16 protein-coding genes are annotated in these 20,990 nt (G+C 46.5%); 4 read left to right on the top strand and 12 right to left on the bottom strand.

The window, feature by feature from the left end; all coding sequences use genetic code 11:
- Window positions 1-18: 18 nt before the first annotated feature.
- The 5 genes from pyrE to prmC all read right to left on the bottom strand — a co-directional run bounded on the left by pyrE (window position 19) and on the right by prmC (window position 3,887).
- Window positions 19-651, bottom strand: a complete 633-nt coding sequence (gene pyrE / locus BN3912_RS11010; protein WP_064972322.1) for an orotate phosphoribosyltransferase — start codon at window positions 649-651, stop codon at window positions 19-21.
- 95 nt (window positions 652-746) lie between these two features.
- The gene (locus BN3912_RS11005) at window positions 747-1,442 is read right to left on the bottom strand and encodes a ComF family protein (protein WP_036859332.1); all 696 of its coding nucleotides are present in this window, start codon (window positions 1,440-1,442) and stop codon (window positions 747-749) included.
- On the bottom strand, window positions 1,435-1,914 hold the full coding sequence (locus BN3912_RS11000; RefSeq protein WP_023983963.1) for a regulatory protein RecX: 480 nt from the start codon (window positions 1,912-1,914) through the stop codon (window positions 1,435-1,437). The genes BN3912_RS11005 and BN3912_RS11000 overlap by 8 nt, the downstream gene beginning before the upstream one ends.
- Before the next feature lie 3 nt (window positions 1,915-1,917).
- On the bottom strand, window positions 1,918-3,045 hold the full coding sequence (locus BN3912_RS10995; RefSeq protein WP_023983964.1) for a TlpA disulfide reductase family protein: 1,128 nt from the start codon (window positions 3,043-3,045) through the stop codon (window positions 1,918-1,920).
- A gap of 11 nt (window positions 3,046-3,056) precedes the next feature.
- Window positions 3,057-3,887, bottom strand: a complete 831-nt coding sequence (gene prmC / locus BN3912_RS10990) for a peptide chain release factor N(5)-glutamine methyltransferase (RefSeq protein WP_036859334.1) — start codon at window positions 3,885-3,887, stop codon at window positions 3,057-3,059.
- Between the two features lie 33 nt (window positions 3,888-3,920).
- Here prmC and ribD point away from each other — a divergent pair, with 33 nt between their 5' ends.
- The 4 genes from ribD (at window position 3,921) to BN3912_RS10970 (ending at window position 6,736) form a co-directional block, all read left to right on the top strand.
- Window positions 3,921-4,886, top strand: a complete 966-nt coding sequence (gene ribD / locus BN3912_RS10985; RefSeq protein WP_023983966.1) for a bifunctional diaminohydroxyphosphoribosylaminopyrimidine deaminase/5-amino-6-(5-phosphoribosylamino)uracil reductase RibD — start codon at window positions 3,921-3,923, stop codon at window positions 4,884-4,886.
- Between the two features lie 471 nt (window positions 4,887-5,357).
- Entirely contained in the window at window positions 5,358-5,744 is a 387-nt protein-coding gene (locus BN3912_RS10980) for a hypothetical protein (RefSeq protein ID WP_004368951.1), read from the top strand.
- A 56-nt stretch (window positions 5,745-5,800) separates the two neighbouring features.
- Window positions 5,801-6,403 (top strand): hypothetical protein, encoded by a 603-nt coding sequence (locus BN3912_RS10975; RefSeq protein WP_023983967.1) that lies wholly within the window; start codon window positions 5,801-5,803, stop codon window positions 6,401-6,403.
- A 48-nt stretch (window positions 6,404-6,451) separates the two neighbouring features.
- Window positions 6,452-6,736 (top strand): winged helix-turn-helix domain-containing protein, encoded by a 285-nt coding sequence (locus BN3912_RS10970; RefSeq protein ID WP_016665395.1) that lies wholly within the window; start codon window positions 6,452-6,454, stop codon window positions 6,734-6,736.
- Window positions 6,737-6,875: 139 nt separating this feature from the next.
- Here the strand turns inward: BN3912_RS10970 and BN3912_RS10965 are convergent, their stop codons facing one another.
- The 7 genes from BN3912_RS10965 to BN3912_RS10930 all read right to left on the bottom strand — a co-directional run bounded on the left by BN3912_RS10965 (window position 6,876) and on the right by BN3912_RS10930 (window position 20,904).
- The gene (locus tag BN3912_RS10965) at window positions 6,876-8,165 is read right to left on the bottom strand and encodes an L-cysteine desulfidase family protein (RefSeq protein WP_023983968.1); all 1,290 of its coding nucleotides are present in this window, start codon (window positions 8,163-8,165) and stop codon (window positions 6,876-6,878) included.
- 126 nt (window positions 8,166-8,291) lie between these two features.
- Window positions 8,292-10,334, bottom strand: coding sequence for a protein-disulfide reductase DsbD family protein (locus BN3912_RS10960; protein ID WP_023983969.1), 2,043 nt, complete (start codon window positions 10,332-10,334; stop codon window positions 8,292-8,294).
- Between the two features lie 710 nt (window positions 10,335-11,044).
- Window positions 11,045-13,108 (bottom strand): methionine--tRNA ligase, encoded by a 2,064-nt coding sequence (metG, locus tag BN3912_RS10950; RefSeq protein WP_023983971.1) that lies wholly within the window; start codon window positions 13,106-13,108, stop codon window positions 11,045-11,047.
- A gap of 139 nt (window positions 13,109-13,247) precedes the next feature.
- On the bottom strand, window positions 13,248-13,877 hold the full coding sequence (locus BN3912_RS10945) for a deoxynucleoside kinase (protein ID WP_023983972.1): 630 nt from the start codon (window positions 13,875-13,877) through the stop codon (window positions 13,248-13,250).
- 113 nt (window positions 13,878-13,990) lie between these two features.
- Window positions 13,991-14,623 carry a deoxynucleoside kinase gene (locus BN3912_RS10940; protein WP_004368959.1) on the bottom strand — a complete coding sequence of 211 codons (633 nt, stop codon included), beginning with the start codon at window positions 14,621-14,623 and terminating at the stop codon, window positions 13,991-13,993.
- 374 nt (window positions 14,624-14,997) lie between these two features.
- A complete protein-coding gene (locus tag BN3912_RS10935) occupies window positions 14,998-16,851 on the bottom strand; it encodes a family 43 glycosylhydrolase (RefSeq protein WP_023983973.1) in 1,854 nt (617 codons plus the stop codon).
- Between the two features lie 45 nt (window positions 16,852-16,896).
- Window positions 16,897-20,904, bottom strand: coding sequence for a two-component regulator propeller domain-containing protein (locus BN3912_RS10930; RefSeq protein WP_023983974.1), 4,008 nt, complete (start codon window positions 20,902-20,904; stop codon window positions 16,897-16,899).
- Between the last annotated feature and the right edge of the window lie 86 nt (window positions 20,905-20,990).

Genomic DNA, 20,990 nt, shown 5'->3' with positions numbered 1-20,990 from the left:
CGTATGTCTTTAGAATAATTACCGTTTCCAATGCGAAGGATCCTCGCGCCATTCATGTAGGAGCTTCGTGTCGGTCTCTTGTATATAGCCTGTTTCCAAGGCATTTCCCACTACGTGCTCGTAATCCGTTAGGGTTATCAATTCTACACCGGCATTCTTGAACGCTTCGGCAGCCACTGGGAAACCGTAAGTGTAGGCGGCCACCATGCCTATAACATTGCCTCCGGCCTTACGAATGGCCTCAACGGCTTTCAAAGAACTAAGACCTGTCGATATCAAATCCTCAATAACAACCACCTTGGCACCTTGTTTCATCTCGCCTTCTATCAGGTTTTCGAGCCCATGATCCTTGGGTTTCGAACGCACATAGATCAGGGGCAAGCCGAGTTCATCGGCCACCAATGCCGCCTGCGGAATACCTGCGGTAGCCACACCAGCTATGACTTCGGCGCCGATAAAGTGCTCCAATACGACATGAGCCATGCTTATCTTGACGAAAGAACGAATATCGGGATAAGATAGAGTTTTACGATTGTCGCAGTAGAAGGGCGATTTCCAGCCCGAAGCCCATGTAAAAGGATCGTTTGGTTGGAGCTTTATCGCCTTTATCTGCAGCAACTTCGAGGCGAGTTCTTTCTTAATAGAATCCATAGGAATAGGGTTTAAAATAATTACTTGCCTGCAAAGTTACGCTAATTCCCGTATATAGCAAGCACTACATGGGCAATTTTATTGTTTATTATCACTCATGTTTTAGAGTAACCGAGTGATAATACGCTAATTCTAACGCCGCTCGACTTCATCAACTCCTTACCGCAAGCGCAGACGGTTGCACCGGTCGTCACCACATCATCTACAATCAACAGGTGTTTATCTCGGATAGTATTGGCATCGCACAGACTGAATGCGCCTTCTACATTATCGGCCCGCTGCCAACGATTTTTCTGTGTTTGGCTGTCATGATAATAATTTCGGCGCAATACATGTTCGCTCAAAGGCAGCGATACGGCGCTTTGTATGCCACGGGCAATAGCCGTACTTTGGTTATACCCGCGTTGCCGCTGTCTTTTTCGTGCCAAGGGAACAGGAATTATCATGTCTATACCCTCGAAAAAGCCTTTGGGCAACAACTCTTCTGCCATGAAACAGCCGAGCCGTTCGCCTATTTCAGGGTGGTTACGGTACTTCAATTCATAAATCATCCTGCTTACCTGCGACTGTGCCTCATAGTAAAAAAGAGCGGCAGAACGTTCTATCGGCAGCCTTCCCCAGAAGAGTTGTGCCATCTCGTTATCGTAGGCATCGTCGGCAAAACCCGTGCGTGGCAACATTAGGTTGCACACCGCACAAAGCACTTGCTCGGTTTCAGCAAGCCTACACCCGCAAATCGAGCATTGTCGGGGCGATATCAAATCCAATAATCTGCCGAAGAAACTAATCATCTTCCAATAGATCGTCGGCGCCGTCTACGCACTTTTTAATAACTGAATAGTCGAAACCGCGGCTCATGGCAAACTTGATAAGCTTCATGCTACGTTCATAATCCGTTGCCGCCTTGATGGTTTTCCACTTGCTTTTGATAAGCGGACGAAGCACGGCGATATACTCTTCGTCGGGCACTTCGTCCAAAATCGGGCCATAGACACTGCGGTCGACGCCTTTTTGCCATAGAGCTTGCTCTATTTTACGGCGCCCCCATTTGTTATACTTTATCTTATCGTTAACGAAAAATTGCGAAAAACGGGCGTCATCCACATACTTTCCCGCCGTCAGACGTGCCATGATCCGCGCCTGCGCATCTTCTGTAAGCCCCCATTTCCGCATCTTTTCCGTCATCTCCCCGCTGCTGTGTTCCGCTCGGGCACACAGGGCGGAGAGCTTCTGCAATGCTTCTTGCTCAGTTATCTCTTTCATTTTCTATTTAATCAACCTTTTAATATATGCGTAAAACTCACTGCTTTCGCCCGTAAAAAGCTTCAATATCTTGCCATCGGGGGCAATAACAACCTTGTAAGGATAGGCTGTTACGCCATATTCAGCATCGATATTCCTGTCTCCACTGAATACTTGAAGCCACGGAAGTTGTGCATCTTTCAGCACTGCACGCCACTCCCCGTCGGTATCCTGACAATCTATACCGACAAATTCTACTCTGTCTTTGCACTTTGCATAGAGTTCCTTCATCTTCGGAAAACCTGCTATACACCACTTACACCATGAGCCCCAGAAGTCGAGAACTACGTATTTACCGCGCAAGGAAGAAAGTGTAAAATCGTTACCTCGGTCGTCTTTCAGTGTAAAATCGGGGGCCTCGGTGCCTTCTTTTATCTTCCCCGAAGCCTCAATAGACCGTGTTGCAACCTTTACAAATCTACTCAAATTGTCGATATAGCCCGAAAAACGACCGTTACGCACCTCGGGTGTAAGCAGTTCTATGCCTTTCAATATGTAATGAAAATCCAAACTGAGCAACATATCTACCGTGGCTTCCTTATCCGGATGCCGCTTCACGTATTCATAAGCAACCTTCTCGTAACGCTTATTTACCGCTTCCATCTCTTTATTTCTTTCCGTATTAAGCAGGTTTTTATCGGCACCTTCCGCCTTTAAAAGCATTTTATATCGCTTTTCAATAGCCTTTAGTTCGTCGATAAAAGGCTTTTGCACCAAAGTTTCTTGTGCCAAGTCTTTGTAAAAAGCAGTACCATCGATACTGAAATCTTCCATGGTTCCCTCGATTACAACGCTCTCATCGGGAACGATAAAGAGGTAAAAATCGCTTTTATCGCTTTGGTCTGTCTTGCTTTTAAGCATAAAATGAGCCTTTTTTGCCTCATCCAAATCGGCACTAAATGCAAACTCTCCGTTCGTAACAGGTACTTTGAGTTTAACCTCTCCGGAACGTTCTCCCTCTTTAGCCGCATAAGAAACGAGGAGAGTATCGTTGTTTAAATCGCTGAATTTTCCCTGCAAACGGAAATTATCTTCGGCAAACAACGCCGTACAATCAATAAAAAAGCAAATAAAAAAGATAAGTTTTCGCATGATGACAGTTATTAATAACGGATGGCTTTGATAAATCTTTCTTTGCCGAACATATCGTTTCGGCTTTCTATTGCCGAGAAATGCTGTTCGTAAAGCATGCGCTTCACTTCGTCGGCATGTAGGGGATTGAGCTCAAAATACAACGTTCCGCCCCGTTTCAACGCCTTTGCAGCATATTCGGCTATGGCACGATAGAACAACAGAGGATCGTTGTCGGGTACGAAAAGGGCCGTATCGGGCTCGTAATCGAGCACATTCCGCGCCATCGCACCGCGTTCCCGTTCGCAGATATACGGCGGGTTGCTCACCACGACATCCCACTTTTCCACATCTGCAGGGGGCATCAGCGCGTCTTGCCTCACTATATCGACACGGGCATGCAACGTTTGTGCATTGCTTTCTGCTATGTGCAAAGCCTCATCGGATATATCCCAAGCCACGACGTGTGCACCGTGTATGTTCAATGCAAGTGTGACGGCGATACATCCGGAACCGCATCCAACGTCGAGAACAGTGGCATCTTCGGGTGTTTTATGAGTTATCCAAGCACACAATTCGGCCGTTTCGGGACGGGGAATAAGTACCCCTTGCGTCACAGAAAATATGCGATTGGCAAATTCTGCACGCCCCATAACGTACTGAACCGGTTCGCCTTTCGCCAGTCTTCCTATCATTTGTTGCAGCAAAAGGGCGTTTTCTGCCCCTAATTGTGTAACTTTGCCGCAGATAACATCCGCCCACGACAGACCGAACTGCATCTCCAACAGCATACGAACGATAGCTTTTGCTTCGTTGTTATCGTATAATGGCGTTAGTTGTTGCCATATTTCGTTGTACGTCATAGTCTTGATTGATACTGCAAAAATAGCAAAAAGATGGAACAAAACAAAATAATATCTGCCGAAGAACAGGCTACCGAAGAGGATATACGTTATATGCGCCGGTGCATTCAGCTGGCTCTGAACGGCATGCAGAATGCAAAACCCAACCCTATGGTGGGTGCCTTGCTTGCGTGCGAGGGACGTATCATCGGCGAAGGTTATCATATCCGTTTCGGCGAAGGGCATGCCGAAGTGAACTGTTTTGCCTCTGTAAAGCCCGCAGATGAGCATCTGCTGTCGCAATCCACGCTATACGTCAGCCTCGAACCGTGCTCTCATTACGGCAAGACGCCTCCTTGTGCCGACCTCATCATACGCAACGGCGTGCGCAGAGTGGTGGTGGGATGCATCGATCCCTTTGCTCAAGTGCGCGGAAGAGGCATACATAAGCTGCGCGAAGCAGGCATCGAAGTCGTTGTGGGGGTACTTGAAAGGGAGTGTTTGGCACTGAACAAGCGATTTATTACTTATAACACGCGCCTGCGCCCGTACATTATATTAAAGTGGGCACAGACATCCAACGGTTTCATCGACGATTGTTTCCATGCTCTTTCCATCTCTACACCGTTCACAAAGATGCTGTCGCACAAGCTTAGAGCCGAGAGCGACGCCATTCTCGTGGGACGTGTGACCGACGAAAGAGAGCACCCTATGCTGAACGTTCGCCATTGGAGCGGACGAGATCCGCTGCGGATAGTGCTCGACCACCGGCAGAATATCGCCGACCTAATGACCTCCTTGTATGAAAAGAAAGTACAGTCGTTAATCGTAGAAGGCGGTGCAAAGACGCTGCAGAGCTTTCTCACAGCCGGTCTGTGGGACGAAATACGCGTAGAAACGGCACCGCTGACGGTAAAAGGCGGTACACCCGCGCCACGCATACCTACCGACATACGACTTATACGGCAGGATATATACGACGGAAACATTATTTCTGTGTTTGTGAAAGATGAGGGATGAAGGACGAGGGATTAGGGGTTAATGGTTCGGCTTTGTTCTTTCGTTCCTTATCTTTTATCTTTCTTTCCAAAATAAACCAAGTTCTTACAACCCCTCTTCTTTATCCGTATAATCACATCCCGCTACTTTTAAAGAAGAGAGAGCCCTCCTCTAACTCCTCCTTATAGGGGAAGAAAAAAACACTTTTCTATTTTTCAAGAGGCCGAGCACCATCTCACACCCTCCTCGAAAGCCGTGTTCTCCCCCTACAGAGGGGAGTTAGAGAGGGGCTAAGCACTATACCTTCCATCGCCATACACCTATTATAATATAATAAGTACGCAAACCTATTCCGCAGACACCCCTATTTGTTAAAGATTATTAATACCAAATATTTTATTTAAATATTATATGGTTTATAAAATAAACTTATTTATATTTGTGTCGTGATCACATTCTAACGGAATTATTTACCTTTTAAAACAAGAGAAAATGAAAAGAACAATTAACCTAAAGCTCGCGTTTATCGCCGTTACAATGCTTTTTTCGGTCACGATGATGGCCCAAAACACGGTGAAGATTATCGTTGAAAACGTGCCGAACAGCCAAGGAAGCATTCTTGTAACCACTTCTAACAGTCACTATGCTATGACAAAAGCCGTGGAAGGTACCACGGAAGTAGAACTGAAAGATATGCCCTTGGGCGAGTGCATGCTCTATGTAATGCACGACAGCAACGACGATAAAAGTCCGAACAACGTGAACGGACTGCCGACAGAATACGTCTGCATGCAGAAAATAAACGTAAAGAACAACAACCAAACCATTACGGCAAAACTCCAAAACATACCCGAAATAGTTGCAAACAAGAATAAATAACCCTCGAACGGGAACGGGGTTACCGCCTCTTCCCGTCGACCTAAAAACATTACAACATGGAAAAAGAACTGACAGCCGAGCGCAGTATTGAAATCATCAGAGAGACCATAGAGAAGAGCCGCCGCGATGTAGAACGACAAGCAGGTACACCTTTAATCGTTTGGGGTAGCCTCGTGGCCTTCACAGCAGTGATTATAGGTCATTTATGGGAGCATTGCGGCGGGCCGGTATGGAACTTCCTTTGGTTCATTATGACGGCCATTGGCTTTGCAATCAACCGGTTTATCGGCCAAAAACATGCCATTCGTCCGGTATCGTTTGTATCGAAAGTAGTACATTGGATATGGCTTTTATTCTGCATTATAACCATTGTAATCGCTGTGCTCTTTTACATTGTTATGTTAAATCCAGACATCTACCGCGTGCGTTACATACCCCTAACGCCCATTATAATTATTCTTATGATGCTTTGCAGCAGCATTATGGGTTTGGTAGTGGGCAATAAACTCATTCCGGGTATGGCTTTCGGCAGCGGTATTTGTGCCGTAAACTTCTGCCTTATGTGGCCCGGAAGCCACGAAATGCTAATGCTTGCAATCGTTGCAATAGCTACCTTGGTGATTCCGGGCGTTATTATCAATAGTAAAGTCCATTCATAAACGACTGGCAGATATCCGAAGTACAGATTGTAAGAAAGAGAAACAACAATGTTCAAACCATTAGATCCGTTGCTGCACAGCGAGCTGCGACTGGCCGTAATGTCGCTCTTAGTAAGCGTAGACGAGGCAGATTTCGTTTATATAAGGGAACAGACCGGCGCCACGGCAGGCAACTTGAGCGTGCAGATAGACAAACTGTCGAAAGCCGGCTATATCGATGTAAAGAAAAGTTTCATCGGAAAAAAGCCGCACACCACCTGCCTGATAACGCCGGAAGGCAGGCATGCTTTCGAAGAATATATAGAGTCGCTGAAAAGCTATATAGGATTGTAATTCATAGATTTACTATCTGTAGTTGCTAAATAGGCTCTCTGTCTGCCTTAGATGGGCATTCTAACAAAACAGCCCCTGCAATGTAAGTAATTTACTGTTGCAGGGGCCGTTTTATGAGACAGATACCTATGCCCGACGATCAGCAGTTCTGTTTACTTGTCATGATGCGAAGAACCATGTCGTCTGTGGCGCACATGGCGTCTTTACCGATACTCGTAAGGTTACGTATGCTGCGGTCTACATCCTCATCGATAATGCCTTCGGCTGCCGTAACGTGCTTTCCCTCCATAGAGAGCAACGCCGAAAGCAACGCAGTGCTTACGCCTGAACAGATTTTAAGCGAGCAACTGGGCTTCGCTCCGTCGCATATCATACCGGTAAGATTGGCAATCATATTCTTTACGGCATGGCAGATGCGGTTGTAATCGCCGCCCATGAGGTAGGTAATGCCGCAACTCGAACCGATGCTTGCCACCACGCAGCCGCAAAGGGCCGATAGTTTACCGAGACTCTGCTTAATGTATATGGCCGTAAGATGGCTCAACGTGAGCGCCCGAATGAGCTCTTCTTCGGTGTTTTCGTTCTCCATAGCAAACACAACCACAGGGTTTGTGGCACATATACCTTGGTTGCCGGAGCCGCTGTTGCTCATTACAGGGATCATAGCTCCCCCCATACGGGCATCGCATGCCGAGGCTGTCTTCGAAAGGATATGCGAAAAGATGCTGTTTCCGAATATTCCGTGGCTCAAAGGCCTGTCCATCGTCTTACCGAGACAGTGGCCGTAGTTGCCCTTACGCGACTCTTCAGCTGCTTTGAGATTATAATCTTTAGTCTTTAGAATGAAGCGCAGATCGGCAAGGGGCGTAGTCATGGCAAAGTCGTAGACCATCTTCAAATTCAACGAAACGTCTTTTTCCTCCGTTGTTTCGCCCGTCTGTCGGGAACGGTCGAGCAGCACGTCGCCGTTACGCTCCACACGTATGAAGTCCGTATGTCCGCCTGTGATGATTGCCACGGCCGTATTGCCTTCCGCTTCGCACCGTATTTCGATGTAAAGTTTCTCGGTTGTCTTTTTCAGTCGGATGTCTATACGGCGTTCATCAATGAATGTCTTGCCCTCAGTCAGCGTCTCCGGCGTAAGGTCTTTGATAACTTCGAGCCGGTATTCCGACCGCCCGACGATGGCACCAAGGGCGATGGCGATGGGCAGACCTATCATCCCTGTGCCCGGAATGCCCACCCCCATGGCGTTTTTCAGAATGTTCGCGCTCAACAGAGCCGTAATCTTCTGCGGACGCATGCCGAGCGTTTCGGCGGCCTTTGCCGTACAAAGCGCCACAGCCATAGGTTCTGTGCAGCCTACAGCGGGCACTACCTCGCGATCGATCAACCGAAGAATCTGAGTTTTCGTAGCGTTATCAAGCATGGTTTGTTGTTTTTATGGAATTCGATAGATGGGTATGGATAATAAAGAAAGGCTTGGAAAGAACAAAACCGCAGGTATCTTGAATTCCGACACCGTGGGGTTTTGTTCCGTAGAATATGCGCACTATCAGCGCTTTTTATAATTCTGCAATCCTTTGTTGAGAAAAGCAAGGAAAGCAGGCACATCTTCTTTATAGCTGAAAGAGCCGGCCAACGGGTTTCCATCGTTATCTACAGGCACATAGAAGGGCTGTGTGTTAGCGCCAAACTTACTGCGTTGCAGGTAACTCCACTTATCTCCGATGGTACGGAGTGTGCGTTTCTGACCGTTCTCCATAATCTCTATCGGTGCAGCAAGCGGCGTCTTGTCGTCTACAAAGAGCGAAATGAGCACGTAGTCTTTGGTCAGAATGTCGGCAACCGAAGGATCTGTCCATACCGCAGCCTCCATCTTCCGGCAGTTCACGCAACCGAAACCGGTGAAATCTATAAATGCCGGTTTGCCTTGTCGGGCTGCTTCGGCCATTCCTTCCTCATAACTTGTGTAAGCAGCACGTACTTCATGGGTGCTCAGATTGAAGTCCTGCGTACTGATGGGAGGCGCAAAAGCGCTCACAGCCTTACAGGGTGCGCCCCACAGACCGGGCACCATGTAAACCGAGAAGGCCAAAGAACAAAGGCCGAGCATAATGCACAACACCGGCATAGGCTTGTTTTCGCCCCCTACCATGTCGCTCTGAAACTTGAGTTTGCCGATGAGATACAGACCGAGCAGGCCGAATATCACAATCCAAAGCGACAAGAAGACTTCACGATCGAGGATATGCCAGCCGTAAGCAAGGTCGGCTACCGACAGAAACTTCAGTGCAAATGCCAATTCTATGAACCCAAGAACAACCTTGATCGTGTTCATCCACGAGCCCGACTTGGGGGCCTGTTTGAGCCAAGAGGGGAAGATGGCGAACAAAGTGAACGGCAATGCCAGTGCAAAAGCGAAGCCGAACATGCCGATGGCAGGCCCTATAAGGTTGCCGGATGTGGCGGCCTCGACAAGCAGAAGTCCCACAATGGGTGCCGTGCATGAGAAAGAAACGAGCACAAGCGTAAGGGCCATGAGGAAAATAGACAACAAACCGGTGGTTGCCGAGGCCTTGCTATCAACCTTATTGCCCCAAGAGGCGGGCAGTCGAAGCTCAAACCAGCCGAAAAAGGATAAGGAGAAAACGACCAACATCAGGAAGAAAAAGATGTTAAACGCGGCACTTGTGGCCAGTTCGTTCAACTTGTGCGGATCGTAGAGCGACGTAACAAGAAGTCCGAGCGTAAGGAATATCACAATAATAGAGATGCCGTAAGTGACGGCATCGCGCAGTCCTTTGGCACGATTTTTAGAACGTTTCAGGAAGAAACTCACCGTCATAGGGATGATAGGCCACACACATGGCGTGAACAGAGCGAGCAGTCCGCCCAAGAAACCCATAAAGAAAATGTAGAACAACGAACCGTTACCGTCGGTAGGAGTGCCGTCGAAAGCGCGTAACTCTTTGATGACTGGTTTCCAGAGATTACCCGCAACAGCGGTCTTGCTTGTGTCTGTCGAAGCCACAGCAGGTATCAAAGTTGCAGAAACGGTGCTGTCGACCGACGTTTCTTGTATCTTTCCGCCCGCTGCCGTCTCCTTTTTCTGTTCCTCTTTGGCCGCTTTGACATCTACAGCCGGCGATTTACCGGCTTTAACGAGCGAAACTTGCTGCGGCGGCATGCAGCTCTGGTCGTTGCATGCACCGTATTCGAGGTAGGCATCTATCTTGTAATCTGGTTTTGTAAACTTTACCTTTTGAACGAATTGCACGCTGTTTTCGAAATAACGCAGGCGCATTCCGAAGACATTATCGTATTTCGATATTTCGTTTCCGCGATGCGTAAGACCGCCCACCGGCTCTGCTCCCTCCATTTTCGTGGCATGGAAAGATGCCTGTATAGGCCCATCGGAACCGAGATTAGAAGAATATACGTGCCATCCGGCATCGATTTTCAAACTGAAAACAATCTCTCCGATGGCGCTTCCATCGGTTTTCAATTGTGATGAGGCATGAACCGGATCTGCCATTTGGGCGCTTGCAAACGCCGCAGACAGTAATAATAAAATAAATGTTATAGCTTTTCTCATGTCTTATAAGTGTTTGTTATCGTTGCAAAATTAATAAAAAACAAGTAACCATCCATCAAAAGAAATGATAAAAACTATAGAGAATCACCTTATTTTGGATATACAAGTATTTTTTAATTATTATTCATTACCGGCATTCCATCATCCTCTAAACTGTTTCACCTCAACGATAAGCGACGATTTACAAAAGTCCTGATAAATGATAAGAAAATCTATAATTTTTATTTCTCTGTATTTTATTAAGTAAATATCCTACTAACATTACTCTTATCCATTGTCTTTATGGCAATAGATAAGCAAAAGAAAAAACGATTTTTCTTATCTTTATATAGGATGACAGATAATTGCATGGCTTTTGATTTTACGAAATCACTCTCAAAAGAAGAATCTGTACCGCATATCGATAACAGAACTTCGCCCGCTGTGAGTCTATACTATAAAGAGGGAAGCTGCTATCTTAAAAGTCTATTCATTACTAATTTCAATGGTGAAGATAATCTAAAAACAGGGTACAAGAAAGTAAAAGATTGCTTAGACAGTTAAAGGAATTTAAAAGAAATAACTGTATAGATTATTTTAAAATATCGGTTCAGCTAAGAATATACTCGGTAAAAACTCTGCCGAGTATATTCTTACTCATATCAAAACGACATATATATTCTTGTAAAGGTTCTATTTAGCCGGAACGACATAACCATAGATACCGAACATCAGCACACAGGACTGCCGGGCTTCACCTCACGCATAACGGTTGTTACGCTCAAATTGCCATCGAAGTTTTCGGCCGAAAGGATCATACCTTGGCTCTCTATGCCCATCAGTTTGCGCGGAGCGAGGTTGGCAATGAAACAAACATCCTTGCCAATCAGTTCTTCCGGCTCGTAAAATTTGGCTATTCCGCTCACGATTATGCGGTCGGTACCGCTGCCGTCATCAATGGTAAACTTGAGTAGTTTATTGGCTTTCTTTACTCGTTCGCAATGCTTGATGCGCCCCACACGGATATCTAATTTCTCGAAATCGCCGAATGCTATCGTCGGTTTTATCTCCTTGGCCTTGTAAGAGGCTGCTTCGTTAGCTTTCTTCGTAGCCTCGAGCTTCTGCAGCTGGCGTTCTATCACCTCGTCTTCTATCTTTTCGAAGAGCAATTCGGGCTCTGCGAGTGCGTGACCGGGCTGTAACAAGTCTGTACTTCCAAGTTGGTTCCACTCAAACCGGTCAAGGTTAATCATCTTACGCAGTTTTTCTGAACTGAACGGAAGGAACGGTTCGAAGGCAATGGCGAGGTTGGCAACGAGCTGAAGACTGATGTATAGGATCGTTTCCACACGCTTCGGATCAGTTTTCCATACCTTCCAAGGCTCGCATTCTGTTATGTATCTGTTGCCGATACGGGCAAGATTCATCGCCTCTTTCTGCGCATCACGGAACTTAAATGCATCGAGCAAAGTCTCTACATCCTGCTTTACGTTTTTAAATTCGCTAAGTGCTTGCCGATCAACCTCAAGCAATTCGCCGCATACAGGGACAATACCGTTGAAATATTTCTTGGTTAATTGCAAAGCACGATTAACGAAATTGCCATATACAGCTACCAATTCGTTGTTGTTTCTCTCCTGAAAATCCTTCCAAGTAAAGTTGTTATCTTTCGTTTCAGGGGCATTAGCAGTGAGCACATAGCGCAAAACATCCTGCTTACCCGGTAGGTCTGCGAGATATTCATGCAACCACACGGCCCAGTTGCGCGACGTAGAAATCTTATCGTTTTCGAGGTTCAGGAACTCGTTGGCCGGCACGTTGTCGGGCAAGATATACCCCCCATGAGCTTTAAGCATTACAGGGAAAATCAGACAATGGAACACAATGTTGTCTTTCCCGATGAAATGAACGAGCCGAGTTTCCTCGTCTTTCCACCACGTTTCCCACTTTCCCCACTTTTGGGGCTCACGGTCGCAGAGCTCTTTCGTATTGGATATGTAGCCTATCGGCGCATCGAACCACACGTAAAGCACCTTTCCGTCGGCCCCATCCACAGGAACAGGGATGCCCCAATCGAGGTCTCGCGTCATTGCACGGGGCTGCAAATCCATGTCTAACCAGCTTTTACACTGCCCGTACACATTAGATCGCCATTCTTGGTGGTCTTCCAAAATCCATTGCTTCAGCCATTCTTGATATTCGTTCAGCGGAAGATACCAGTTCTTTGTTTTCCTGATAACAGGCTTAGAACCGCTAATTGTGGAATGCGGATCGATGAGTTCCATCGGTGAAAGGTCGCTCCCGCACCGCTCGCATTGGTCTCCGTAAGCATGGTCGTTATGACAATGAGGGCATTCTCCTACTATATATCGGTCGGCAAGAAACTGATGAGCTTCTTCATCGTAGTACTGTTCGGTTTCTTTTTCTATCAACTTGCCGTTGTCGTAGAGCTTTCTAAAGAAATCAGAAGCAAGGTTATGATGCGTTTCAGAAGTGGTACGACTGTAAATATCGAACGAAATACCGAATTCCTCGAAGCTCTTTTTGATTAAAGAATGATAGCGGTCGACGACATCCTGCGGCGTGATGCCCTCCTTACGGGCACGTATCGTGATGGGTACACCATGCTCATCGGAGCCTCCGATGAAGATTACATCCTGTTTTTTCAGCCGGAGATAACGCACATAGATATCGGCCGGCACATACACACCGGCAAGATGCCCTATATGTACACCGCCATTGGCATAAGGCAATGCTGCAGTTACGGTCGTACGCTTAAAGTTCTTCTGTTCCATTTATCGATACATAAATAAATTTCAGATGCAAAATTACAACTTTTTATTGACAAACATCAAGGCTCAAACTATATTTATTAAAAGGCACAGTCTATCATTCAAACCAAACGAATATGCACGCCACGCTCCTGAGAAACCGTTATTTATCTTCATTCATAGGGAATAAACCGTAGAGTTTTGCATCGATCATATCGGTTATCTTTTGGAAATCGTGCGCACTCTCCTCAAAATTCATCACATCACCTTCTACGATAATCAGGTTTCCTTTATACGTTTCTATCCAGTCCTCGTAACGCTTATTCAAACCATTTAGGTAATCTATGCGTATCGACTTCTCGAAATCGCGCCCTCGTTTCTGTATATGCGACACCAAGTTGGGGATAGCAGAACGGATATAGATCATCAAATCCGGCAGTCGAACCAACGACATCATCAAATCAAACAGATGTGAATAGTTATCAAAGTCACGATCGCTCATCATTCCCATCTCATGCAAATTGGGCGCAAAAATACGTGCGTCTTCGAAAATGGTGCGGTCTTGAATAATTGCCTCGTTACTCTGTGATATCTCCACCACCTCTTTAAAGCGCTTACTCAGGAAGTAAACCTGCAAATTGAATGCCCATCGTTTCATGTCGGCATAAAAGTCGTCCAAATAAGGATTATTGTCTACCGGCTCAAACCGTGGGTTCCAACCATAACGTTTGGCGAGCATCTTGGTAAGAGTGGTCTTTCCACTGCCGATATTTCCTGCTATTGCTATATGCATAATATGATGATTTAATTACAAATTGTGGGATTACAACCGGCTATGCATACCTTATTATATATGTACACAGCACATTGTTATCTATTTATTGCACTCTCTGCGATACCCGGCCGCTACCTGCCGGCTTCATGCGAGAACAGTCCAAAAAGTTCGGCATCGATCTTATCGACTATTCCGGCGAACTCCTGTCGGTTATGTTGAAAATCAATATCGTCTACATCGATTACCAGAAGGCGCCCTTTATACTTATCGAAGATAAAATCTTCGTAGCGTTTGTTAAGATTTTCCAGATACTCCAACTTCATTTCCTGTTCATAATCGCGGCCTCGTTTCTGTATATTAGCTACCAACGTAGGCACCGAAGCACGAAGATAGATCATCAAGTCGGGCAGGTTGACAATCATCATCATCGAGTCGAACAAGTCCATATAAGTTTGATAATCGCGGTCAGAAAGGTTGCCCATCGCCTTATTCGTGGCTGTAAAAACATATACCCCCTCGAAGATGGAACGGTCTTGAATAACGGTATCCGTAGAATGTGAAATCTCTATCAGGTCGTTGAAGCGCTGTTTAAGGAAGTAAATTTCCATGTTGAACGACCATCTGGAAATGTCTTTATAATAATCTGACAGGTACGGATTGACATCTACCGGCTCAAATCTGGGTATCCACCCGTAATATTTGGCTAACATCGTGGTCAATGTGGTCTTTCCGCTGCCGATATTTCCTGCTATTGCTATATGCACTTTTATGGTTTGTTTGGGGTAAATGGTAAAATCGTATGCAAATTTACTAAAAAATATTATAATCCCGTCTGCTAATTATGAAAAAAAGACAATGAAAATTCTCGGCCTATTCTAAAATACAAAGAGGTATAATAGGAACGGAAAACTATTTTTATTTTTGATTATAATAAAACTGATGTATTAGTCCAACACCGACAGGCGGGCACTCTATCGCCAACAGGCATACCATGTAGGGGCATCAAATGTATCGCGTATTCCAAAAAGACATAAAAAGAATTGAAAGACATGATAATATATACCTCTCGTATAAGAATGGCAAAACAGGCATTCCCCCGTTCTGCGGAACAAACAGAACGGGGGAACAACGCTCTTAATTACTTGCCAAGATAACGGAAAGAGCCTTCCACAAGCTCGAAACCATGCTTGCCAAGGCGCAATTTAACGATAGCCACCTTACGCGGAACCACCCTATCATCGCTCCGATGCGTATGGAATACATATGCCCAATCGCCGTCCTTATCTTTGAAAAGCTCTCCGTGACCGGTACCGTTTGCACCAATCAACTGCCGTGAGATGATGGGGCTTTTATGCTTTACCCACGGTCCGAGAGGCGATTTTGCCGTGGCATAGCCCACTGCATAGTCTTTACTACGGAAATCATTGCACGAGTAAAATAGATAATATGTACCGTCTATCTTCACTACCGTGGGCCCTTCGCACACCTTCCATGCAGCATCGGCGGTGTCTTCCCATCCCTTTTCAGCCGATATACATTCGCGAGCGGTATTTTCTTTCATGCTTTTAAGGTCTTTATTAAGCTCTGCTACGTAGATACGATTGCCGTCTATGAGTCTTACATGGTAGAGATACGCTTTTCCATCGGTATCGAAAAACACGAAAGGATCTATCTCTTTCACTTTTGCAGGCACCATCGAGAGCTTTTTCTGGCGGAACGGACCGAGAGGACTCTGTGCCTCTGCCACAGCCAGATGCTCGTTGGCAGTATAATACATATAATAGGTACCTCCGCGTTTGAATACCTGTGGCGCCCAAAAACCCTGCGTGCCGAAGGCATCGCCGCGCTTCAGAGCCAGTCCGCCGGATACTCCTGCAGGGCCTTCCCACGTCTTCAGATCTTTCGAGGTGTACACTTTGAAGCCGTCGGCCAACGAGGTTCCGTAAAGATAATACGTACCGTTGTCGAAGAAGATGGTAGGATCGGCAAGGCTGATGGTATTGAATACCGGCTTTTCCGATGCCTCCGAAGGGTGATTGCCAGCCACATGAGGCCATCCGTCTATCCACTCTACGCGGTCGAGCCATACCAATCTACCGGCACCGGCATCACTGCGTTTGAAGCCATGATACAGTATCCAATCGTTGTCGTTATCGTCTGTAACGAACTCGGCATTATGCCCTGTGCCTGCCACACGTTCGTCGCCGTGGATCAACACATCGTAATTATTTTCGAGAAGCGGGCGCCCTTCCTTGTCTACATACGACCCGAAGAGGTTTTTGGAACGCCCGTAAGTAATACGATAGGTACTGCGGTTGCCCTCGCAACAGGTGCCCTGTGAACCGAAGAGATAATAATAACCGTCATGCTTATGTATGTATGTGCCTTCCATAAACGTGCCCGCAACCTGACGGGGCTTGGCTCCGGGCATTACAGACAGTCCGTCGGCACTCAGTTCAATGCCGTATATACCGCAGAAACTGCCCCAGAAAAGGTACTTATGTCCTTTGTCTTCGATGTAAAACTGGTCGATACTGTTCACTACGCCGATCTCTTTACTGATGAAAAGACTACCGTGATCGGTAAACGGACCTTCCGGACGTTCGGCCGTGGCTACGCCTATACCGCAGGTTAATATACCTCCCCACTCCGATTTAGAGTAATATAGCACGTATTTTCCGTTAATGTAATTGATGTCGGGCGCCCATATACCGCCCTTAGAATTCCATTTAGGACGGCTATCATCGGTAAATGCCGTACCTAAAAACACCCATTCTACCAAATCTTTCGATCTGTAAATAGGCACGTTGCGAACATCTTCCGTGGCATAAAGATAAAAATATCCGTCTTTCGCGCGGATAACAGTAGGATCAGGAGCGCTATTCGGAATAACCGGATTGCGATAAATGTCGTCGCAATCGGCAACTGCAACTGCAGCAGGAGCCGCAACTGTCAACATCGCAGCTATGGCAATAGCTTTAAATTCTTTCATGCTAAGTTAGTTTTAATATTGATTATAAAATCGCACATAATATTTTCAGGCCTCTTTCTGTTCATCTTTCTGTTGCACAAGAAACTCTTTCGGAAGCATTCCGAATTGCTTATAAAAGCACTTGGTGAAGTAAGAAGGCGTACTGAAGCCCACTCTGTAGCACACTTCATTGATCTTTGTCTTGCCTTCTTTAAGCAGTTGTGCGGCACGTTTGAGGCGTTCGATCTTAATATAGTCGTTGGGCGACACGTCGAGAGTACCCCTGATCTTACGGTTCAAGCTGGTTCTACTCATGTTCATATCGGCAGCCATGCGGTCTACATTGAACTCACTGTTCGAAATGTTGCTATTCATAACCCGCTCCAACCGTGCAAGGAACTCCGCATCAGCTTTGCTTATCGACACACTGTTGGACGATACGAAAGGCGAATCCGAATAAGCTTTCTTGATATTCTCGCGCGTAATGAGCAGGTTTTTGATAGTACTGAGCAGGTAATCCATACGGAACGGCTTCACTATATAGGCATCGGCACCGCTCTCCATGCCTTCTATTTTGGCGGCTTCCATGGTAACTGCCGTAAGCAGGATTACGGGAATGTGGCTGTATTCCACATTATGTTTTACACTACGGCACAGCTCAAAGCCATTCATAGGCTCCATCATCACATCAGTAACGATAGCATTAACAGTGTGACGGGCAAGAACTTGCAGCGCTTCTTCGCCATCAGAAGCTGTCAACACGTTATATTCAGTCTGCAATTTTGCCTTCTGATACTCCAGCATCTGTACGTTGTCTTCCACCACAAGCAACGTATAATCGTGGGTAAAGCTGCTTTCCGGAGTATCTGCAGAGGCAGTCTGCGAATGGTCGATGCCGTCGTTATCGGCAAGGCGGATGGTGTCTTCCTGATTCACGGGCAGCGTCAATCGGAAGATATTCATGTCTTTGCTGTCGTCCATCTCTATATGTCCGCCGTGCAATTCGGTCAGAGACCGCGCGATAGCAAGCCCTATACCGGTGCCGGTAGTAGAAGATTTCACCGCTGTATCCATGCGGAAAAAGGGCATGAATATCTTTTCACGCATAGTAGATGGAATTATACTGCCGTCGTTCATAACAGTCAACACGAATTCCTCTTCATGTTTCGACAACATTACCGATACTCTCGAGGCACAATACTTCACGGCATTGTTCATCAGATTGCTCACTATCTTGGTAAAGGCCTCGTGGTCGACATACGCATGCACGGCCTCTGCGGGCAGACTAAGCGTAGCATTGATACCTTTTTCGCGCATCAGAGGGCGGAAACGGTCGTAAACTTCCGTCACTATCTTGCCGATATTGCAGTATTCGAAGTTCATTCTAAGCCCGCTGCTTTCGGTCTTTCTGAAATCAAGAAGTTGGTTGATGAGGTCGTTGAGACGGTTCGTATTCTTGTACATGATATTCAAATCATCTTGTACTTCTTTATTTTCCACCTTCTTTCCCTGCAATATATTCTCGAGAGGTCCCTTGATTAAGGTTAACGGAGTGCGAATTTCGTGCGCTACATTGGTAAAGAAATGTATCTTGCTCTGATACATTTCCTGCTCTTTCTCGTGTTCCAACAGTTCGAGAGCACGCGTATGCCGGCGCTTGGAACGCAATTCAATGTTTCTGTACACCCACCATACGATCAGAAGAATAAAGATCGTATAGAAAAGTTTTGCCCATGCAGACAGCCAAAACGGCTGCTTTACGGTGATCGACAATTGGTAAATCTTGCGCGACCATACGCCGTTATCGCCTTTCACACGCACAAGTAACCTGTAATCGCCCGCAGGCAAATTGGTATAGGCTATATAGTTATCGGTTCTCATCCGCTGCCATTCGCGGTCGTAACCATCGAGTTTGTACTCCATTTGGTTCAACTGAGGAGTGGCAAACGACAGGGCTACCACGCGTACCGAAAACGAATTCTGGTCGTGGGCCAAGATAAGTTCTTTGGTAAACGTAATGCTTGCGGCCAACGGAGTGTTGGGTGAGAAGTTGTCTATCACCGAATTGCCGATACGCAGCTCGGTGGCAACAATCTTAGGTACCTTGGCTTGCCCTTTCAACATGCGCGGAGAAAAACGGATAAGACCGTTCAGACTGCCGAAATAGATACGTCCTTCGGCATCTACCAACGATGATTTGTAATTGAATTGATTATCCAAAAGACCGTTGGCCGTAGCATATATTTTAGATTCTTTATTATCGGGATTGTAACTGATGATACCATTATAGGTAGAAAGCCAAAAGAGTCCTTCATTATCTTCTACGATCTGAAAGACCGTTTGTGCAGGTGTATATTGCGGAATTGGTACTACTTCGAATGCATCTCGGCGGCTATCGTACCGACAAACACCTGCTCCTTGAGTGGTAACCCATAGCTGTCCGCCGCTATCTTCGAATATACTGATGATTTTATCCGACGAAAGACCGCTCTTGCTTGTCGCATGCGTGTAGTGTTTCCACTTGCCATTCGCTGCCTGCAAGCAATATACGCCGTCGGTTTGCGTGCCCACCCACAGATTTCCGCGGACATCTTCGTACACATCGTTGATGAGTATAAAGGGCACACCTTTGTCATATTCGAACGTTCCGCGCTCCCGATTGTAACGACACAGACCGCGGATTGTGCCGAGCCACAGGTCGTTTCGGCGCGACAGACAGATGGCAAACACGGTGTTATCGCGCAACGAACCGGCCTTACCGTCGGCAGCAAACGATTTTATAACACGACGGTTATCGATATCGATGAGCTTCAAACCATAAGAAAACGTGCCTACCCACAGGTTTTTGCCATCCACACAAAGGCCGTGAATATTCGGGAAAGCGGCACTCTCTGTTACGAACGAGAATGTTCCTGTACGAGGATTGAAGCAGTTGAGCCCCCCGTCTTCGGAACCAATCCATATATTTCCGTTGCCGTCTTGCCGCATCTCGCGCACATGCCTGCCATGAATAGCATGGGCATTACCTATCTGCGGAATAAATTTATCGAACACCGGATACTGTTTGGGCATATGGTTTACGCCGCCGAAATAAGAACCTGCCCACATTCCTCCCTCTCTGTCGCGGCACAATCCGTACAGAGGATTATCGGAAAGCGAGTAGGGATTCGATGGTTCATACCCGAAATGCTGTATGTTTCCGTGCACGATATCGTACACATAGAGTCCCATCTCCGTGGCAGCCCATATCTCATTGCCGTTTCGTATCAGGTTGCGAACGAAGACATTCTTCCCGTTTTCCCTCGATACGATGGACTTCACGCCGCGATTGCGCATATCGATAGCACACAAACCATGACGATCCGAGCCCACCATCAGCGTATGGGAACCGACGGGAACAGTACTCGATACGATGTCGCCCCGAAAATATTCCTCGCCCGAAGCATCCTTAAAAGCATGAAGCATGCGCCCTCTGTCGTTGGAAGAATAATAAAGTCCGCCTCCGAAAAAGCCTATCCACATATTGCCTTTTGCATCGAAACCCATGCCGGATATATTGGGATGACCGGCTAAACGATAATTGTGCAGCTGCTCGGTATCGAGATCATAACAGAAAAGGCCCTGTTCATTGGCAGCTATATATACCTTATTACCTCTGCCACAGATCTGGGTAACATTATTCTTTACCGTGACTCTATTGGCTGTACGCACAGAAAAGCGGGCAAAGGCATCGGTCTCGGGCGTGTAAATATAAACGCCTTCGTCGGTTCCCACCCATATATGTCCGCGCTTGTCTTCAAACAAAACATTGATTACCTCGCTGCCTAAACTGTGCGCATCGTTCTGGCGATGATACACCTTGATGGTTGTACCGTCGAAACGGTTGAGCCCTGCTTTCGTTCCGAACCATATAAAACCCGTACGGTCTTGCAGAATAGCGTAGACGGTACTCTGCGACAAGCCTTGTTGAACCCCTATATGCTTGAACATATAGTTGGCTCCGGCGGCGACAGGCATAAGCAACAGCAACAAAATATAGACGACCGGTCTGAAAAGTTTCATGAAGGTTTGCATGCTATTATTAAGAGCCAAAGTTAATCATTTATCGGGAGAAAACCGCAAGAGTAATCAAAATCTTCTCGTAAACACGGCTGTTTGCA

It is taken from the genome of Prevotella phocaeensis (genome assembly GCF_900065875.1).
GTDB classification, from domain to species: Bacteria; Bacteroidota; Bacteroidia; order Bacteroidales; family Bacteroidaceae; genus Prevotella; species Prevotella phocaeensis.
The sequence above is the reverse complement of the archived record's forward strand: the minus strand, read 5'-3'. Positions and strand labels throughout refer to the sequence as shown.

Coding starts and splice junctions, on each gene's coding strand:
- pyrE (WP_064972322.1), bottom strand. CDS start 651: ATGGATTCTATTAAGAAAGAACTCGCCTCGAAGTTGCTGCAGATAAAG.
- BN3912_RS11005 (WP_036859332.1), bottom strand. CDS start 1,442: ATGATTAGTTTCTTCGGCAGATTATTGGATTTGATATCGCCCCGACAA.
- BN3912_RS11000 (WP_023983963.1), bottom strand. CDS start 1,914: ATGAAAGAGATAACTGAGCAAGAAGCATTGCAGAAGCTCTCCGCCCTG.
- BN3912_RS10995 (WP_023983964.1), bottom strand. CDS start 3,045: ATGCGAAAACTTATCTTTTTTATTTGCTTTTTTATTGATTGTACGGCG.
- prmC (WP_036859334.1), bottom strand. CDS start 3,887: ATGACGTACAACGAAATATGGCAACAACTAACGCCATTATACGATAAC.
- ribD (WP_023983966.1), top strand. CDS start 3,921: ATGGAACAAAACAAAATAATATCTGCCGAAGAACAGGCTACCGAAGAG.
- BN3912_RS10980 (WP_004368951.1), top strand. CDS start 5,358: ATGAAAAGAACAATTAACCTAAAGCTCGCGTTTATCGCCGTTACAATG.
- BN3912_RS10975 (WP_023983967.1), top strand. CDS start 5,801: ATGGAAAAAGAACTGACAGCCGAGCGCAGTATTGAAATCATCAGAGAG.
- BN3912_RS10970 (WP_016665395.1), top strand. CDS start 6,452: ATGTTCAAACCATTAGATCCGTTGCTGCACAGCGAGCTGCGACTGGCC.
- BN3912_RS10965 (WP_023983968.1), bottom strand. CDS start 8,165: ATGCTTGATAACGCTACGAAAACTCAGATTCTTCGGTTGATCGATCGC.
- BN3912_RS10960 (WP_023983969.1), bottom strand. CDS start 10,334: ATGAGAAAAGCTATAACATTTATTTTATTATTACTGTCTGCGGCGTTT.
- metG (WP_023983971.1), bottom strand. CDS start 13,108: ATGGAACAGAAGAACTTTAAGCGTACGACCGTAACTGCAGCATTGCCT.
- BN3912_RS10945 (WP_023983972.1), bottom strand. CDS start 13,877: ATGCATATAGCAATAGCAGGAAATATCGGCAGTGGAAAGACCACTCTT.
- BN3912_RS10935 (WP_023983973.1), bottom strand. CDS start 16,851: ATGAAAGAATTTAAAGCTATTGCCATAGCTGCGATGTTGACAGTTGCG.
- BN3912_RS10930 (WP_023983974.1), bottom strand. CDS start 20,904: ATGCAAACCTTCATGAAACTTTTCAGACCGGTCGTCTATATTTTGTTG.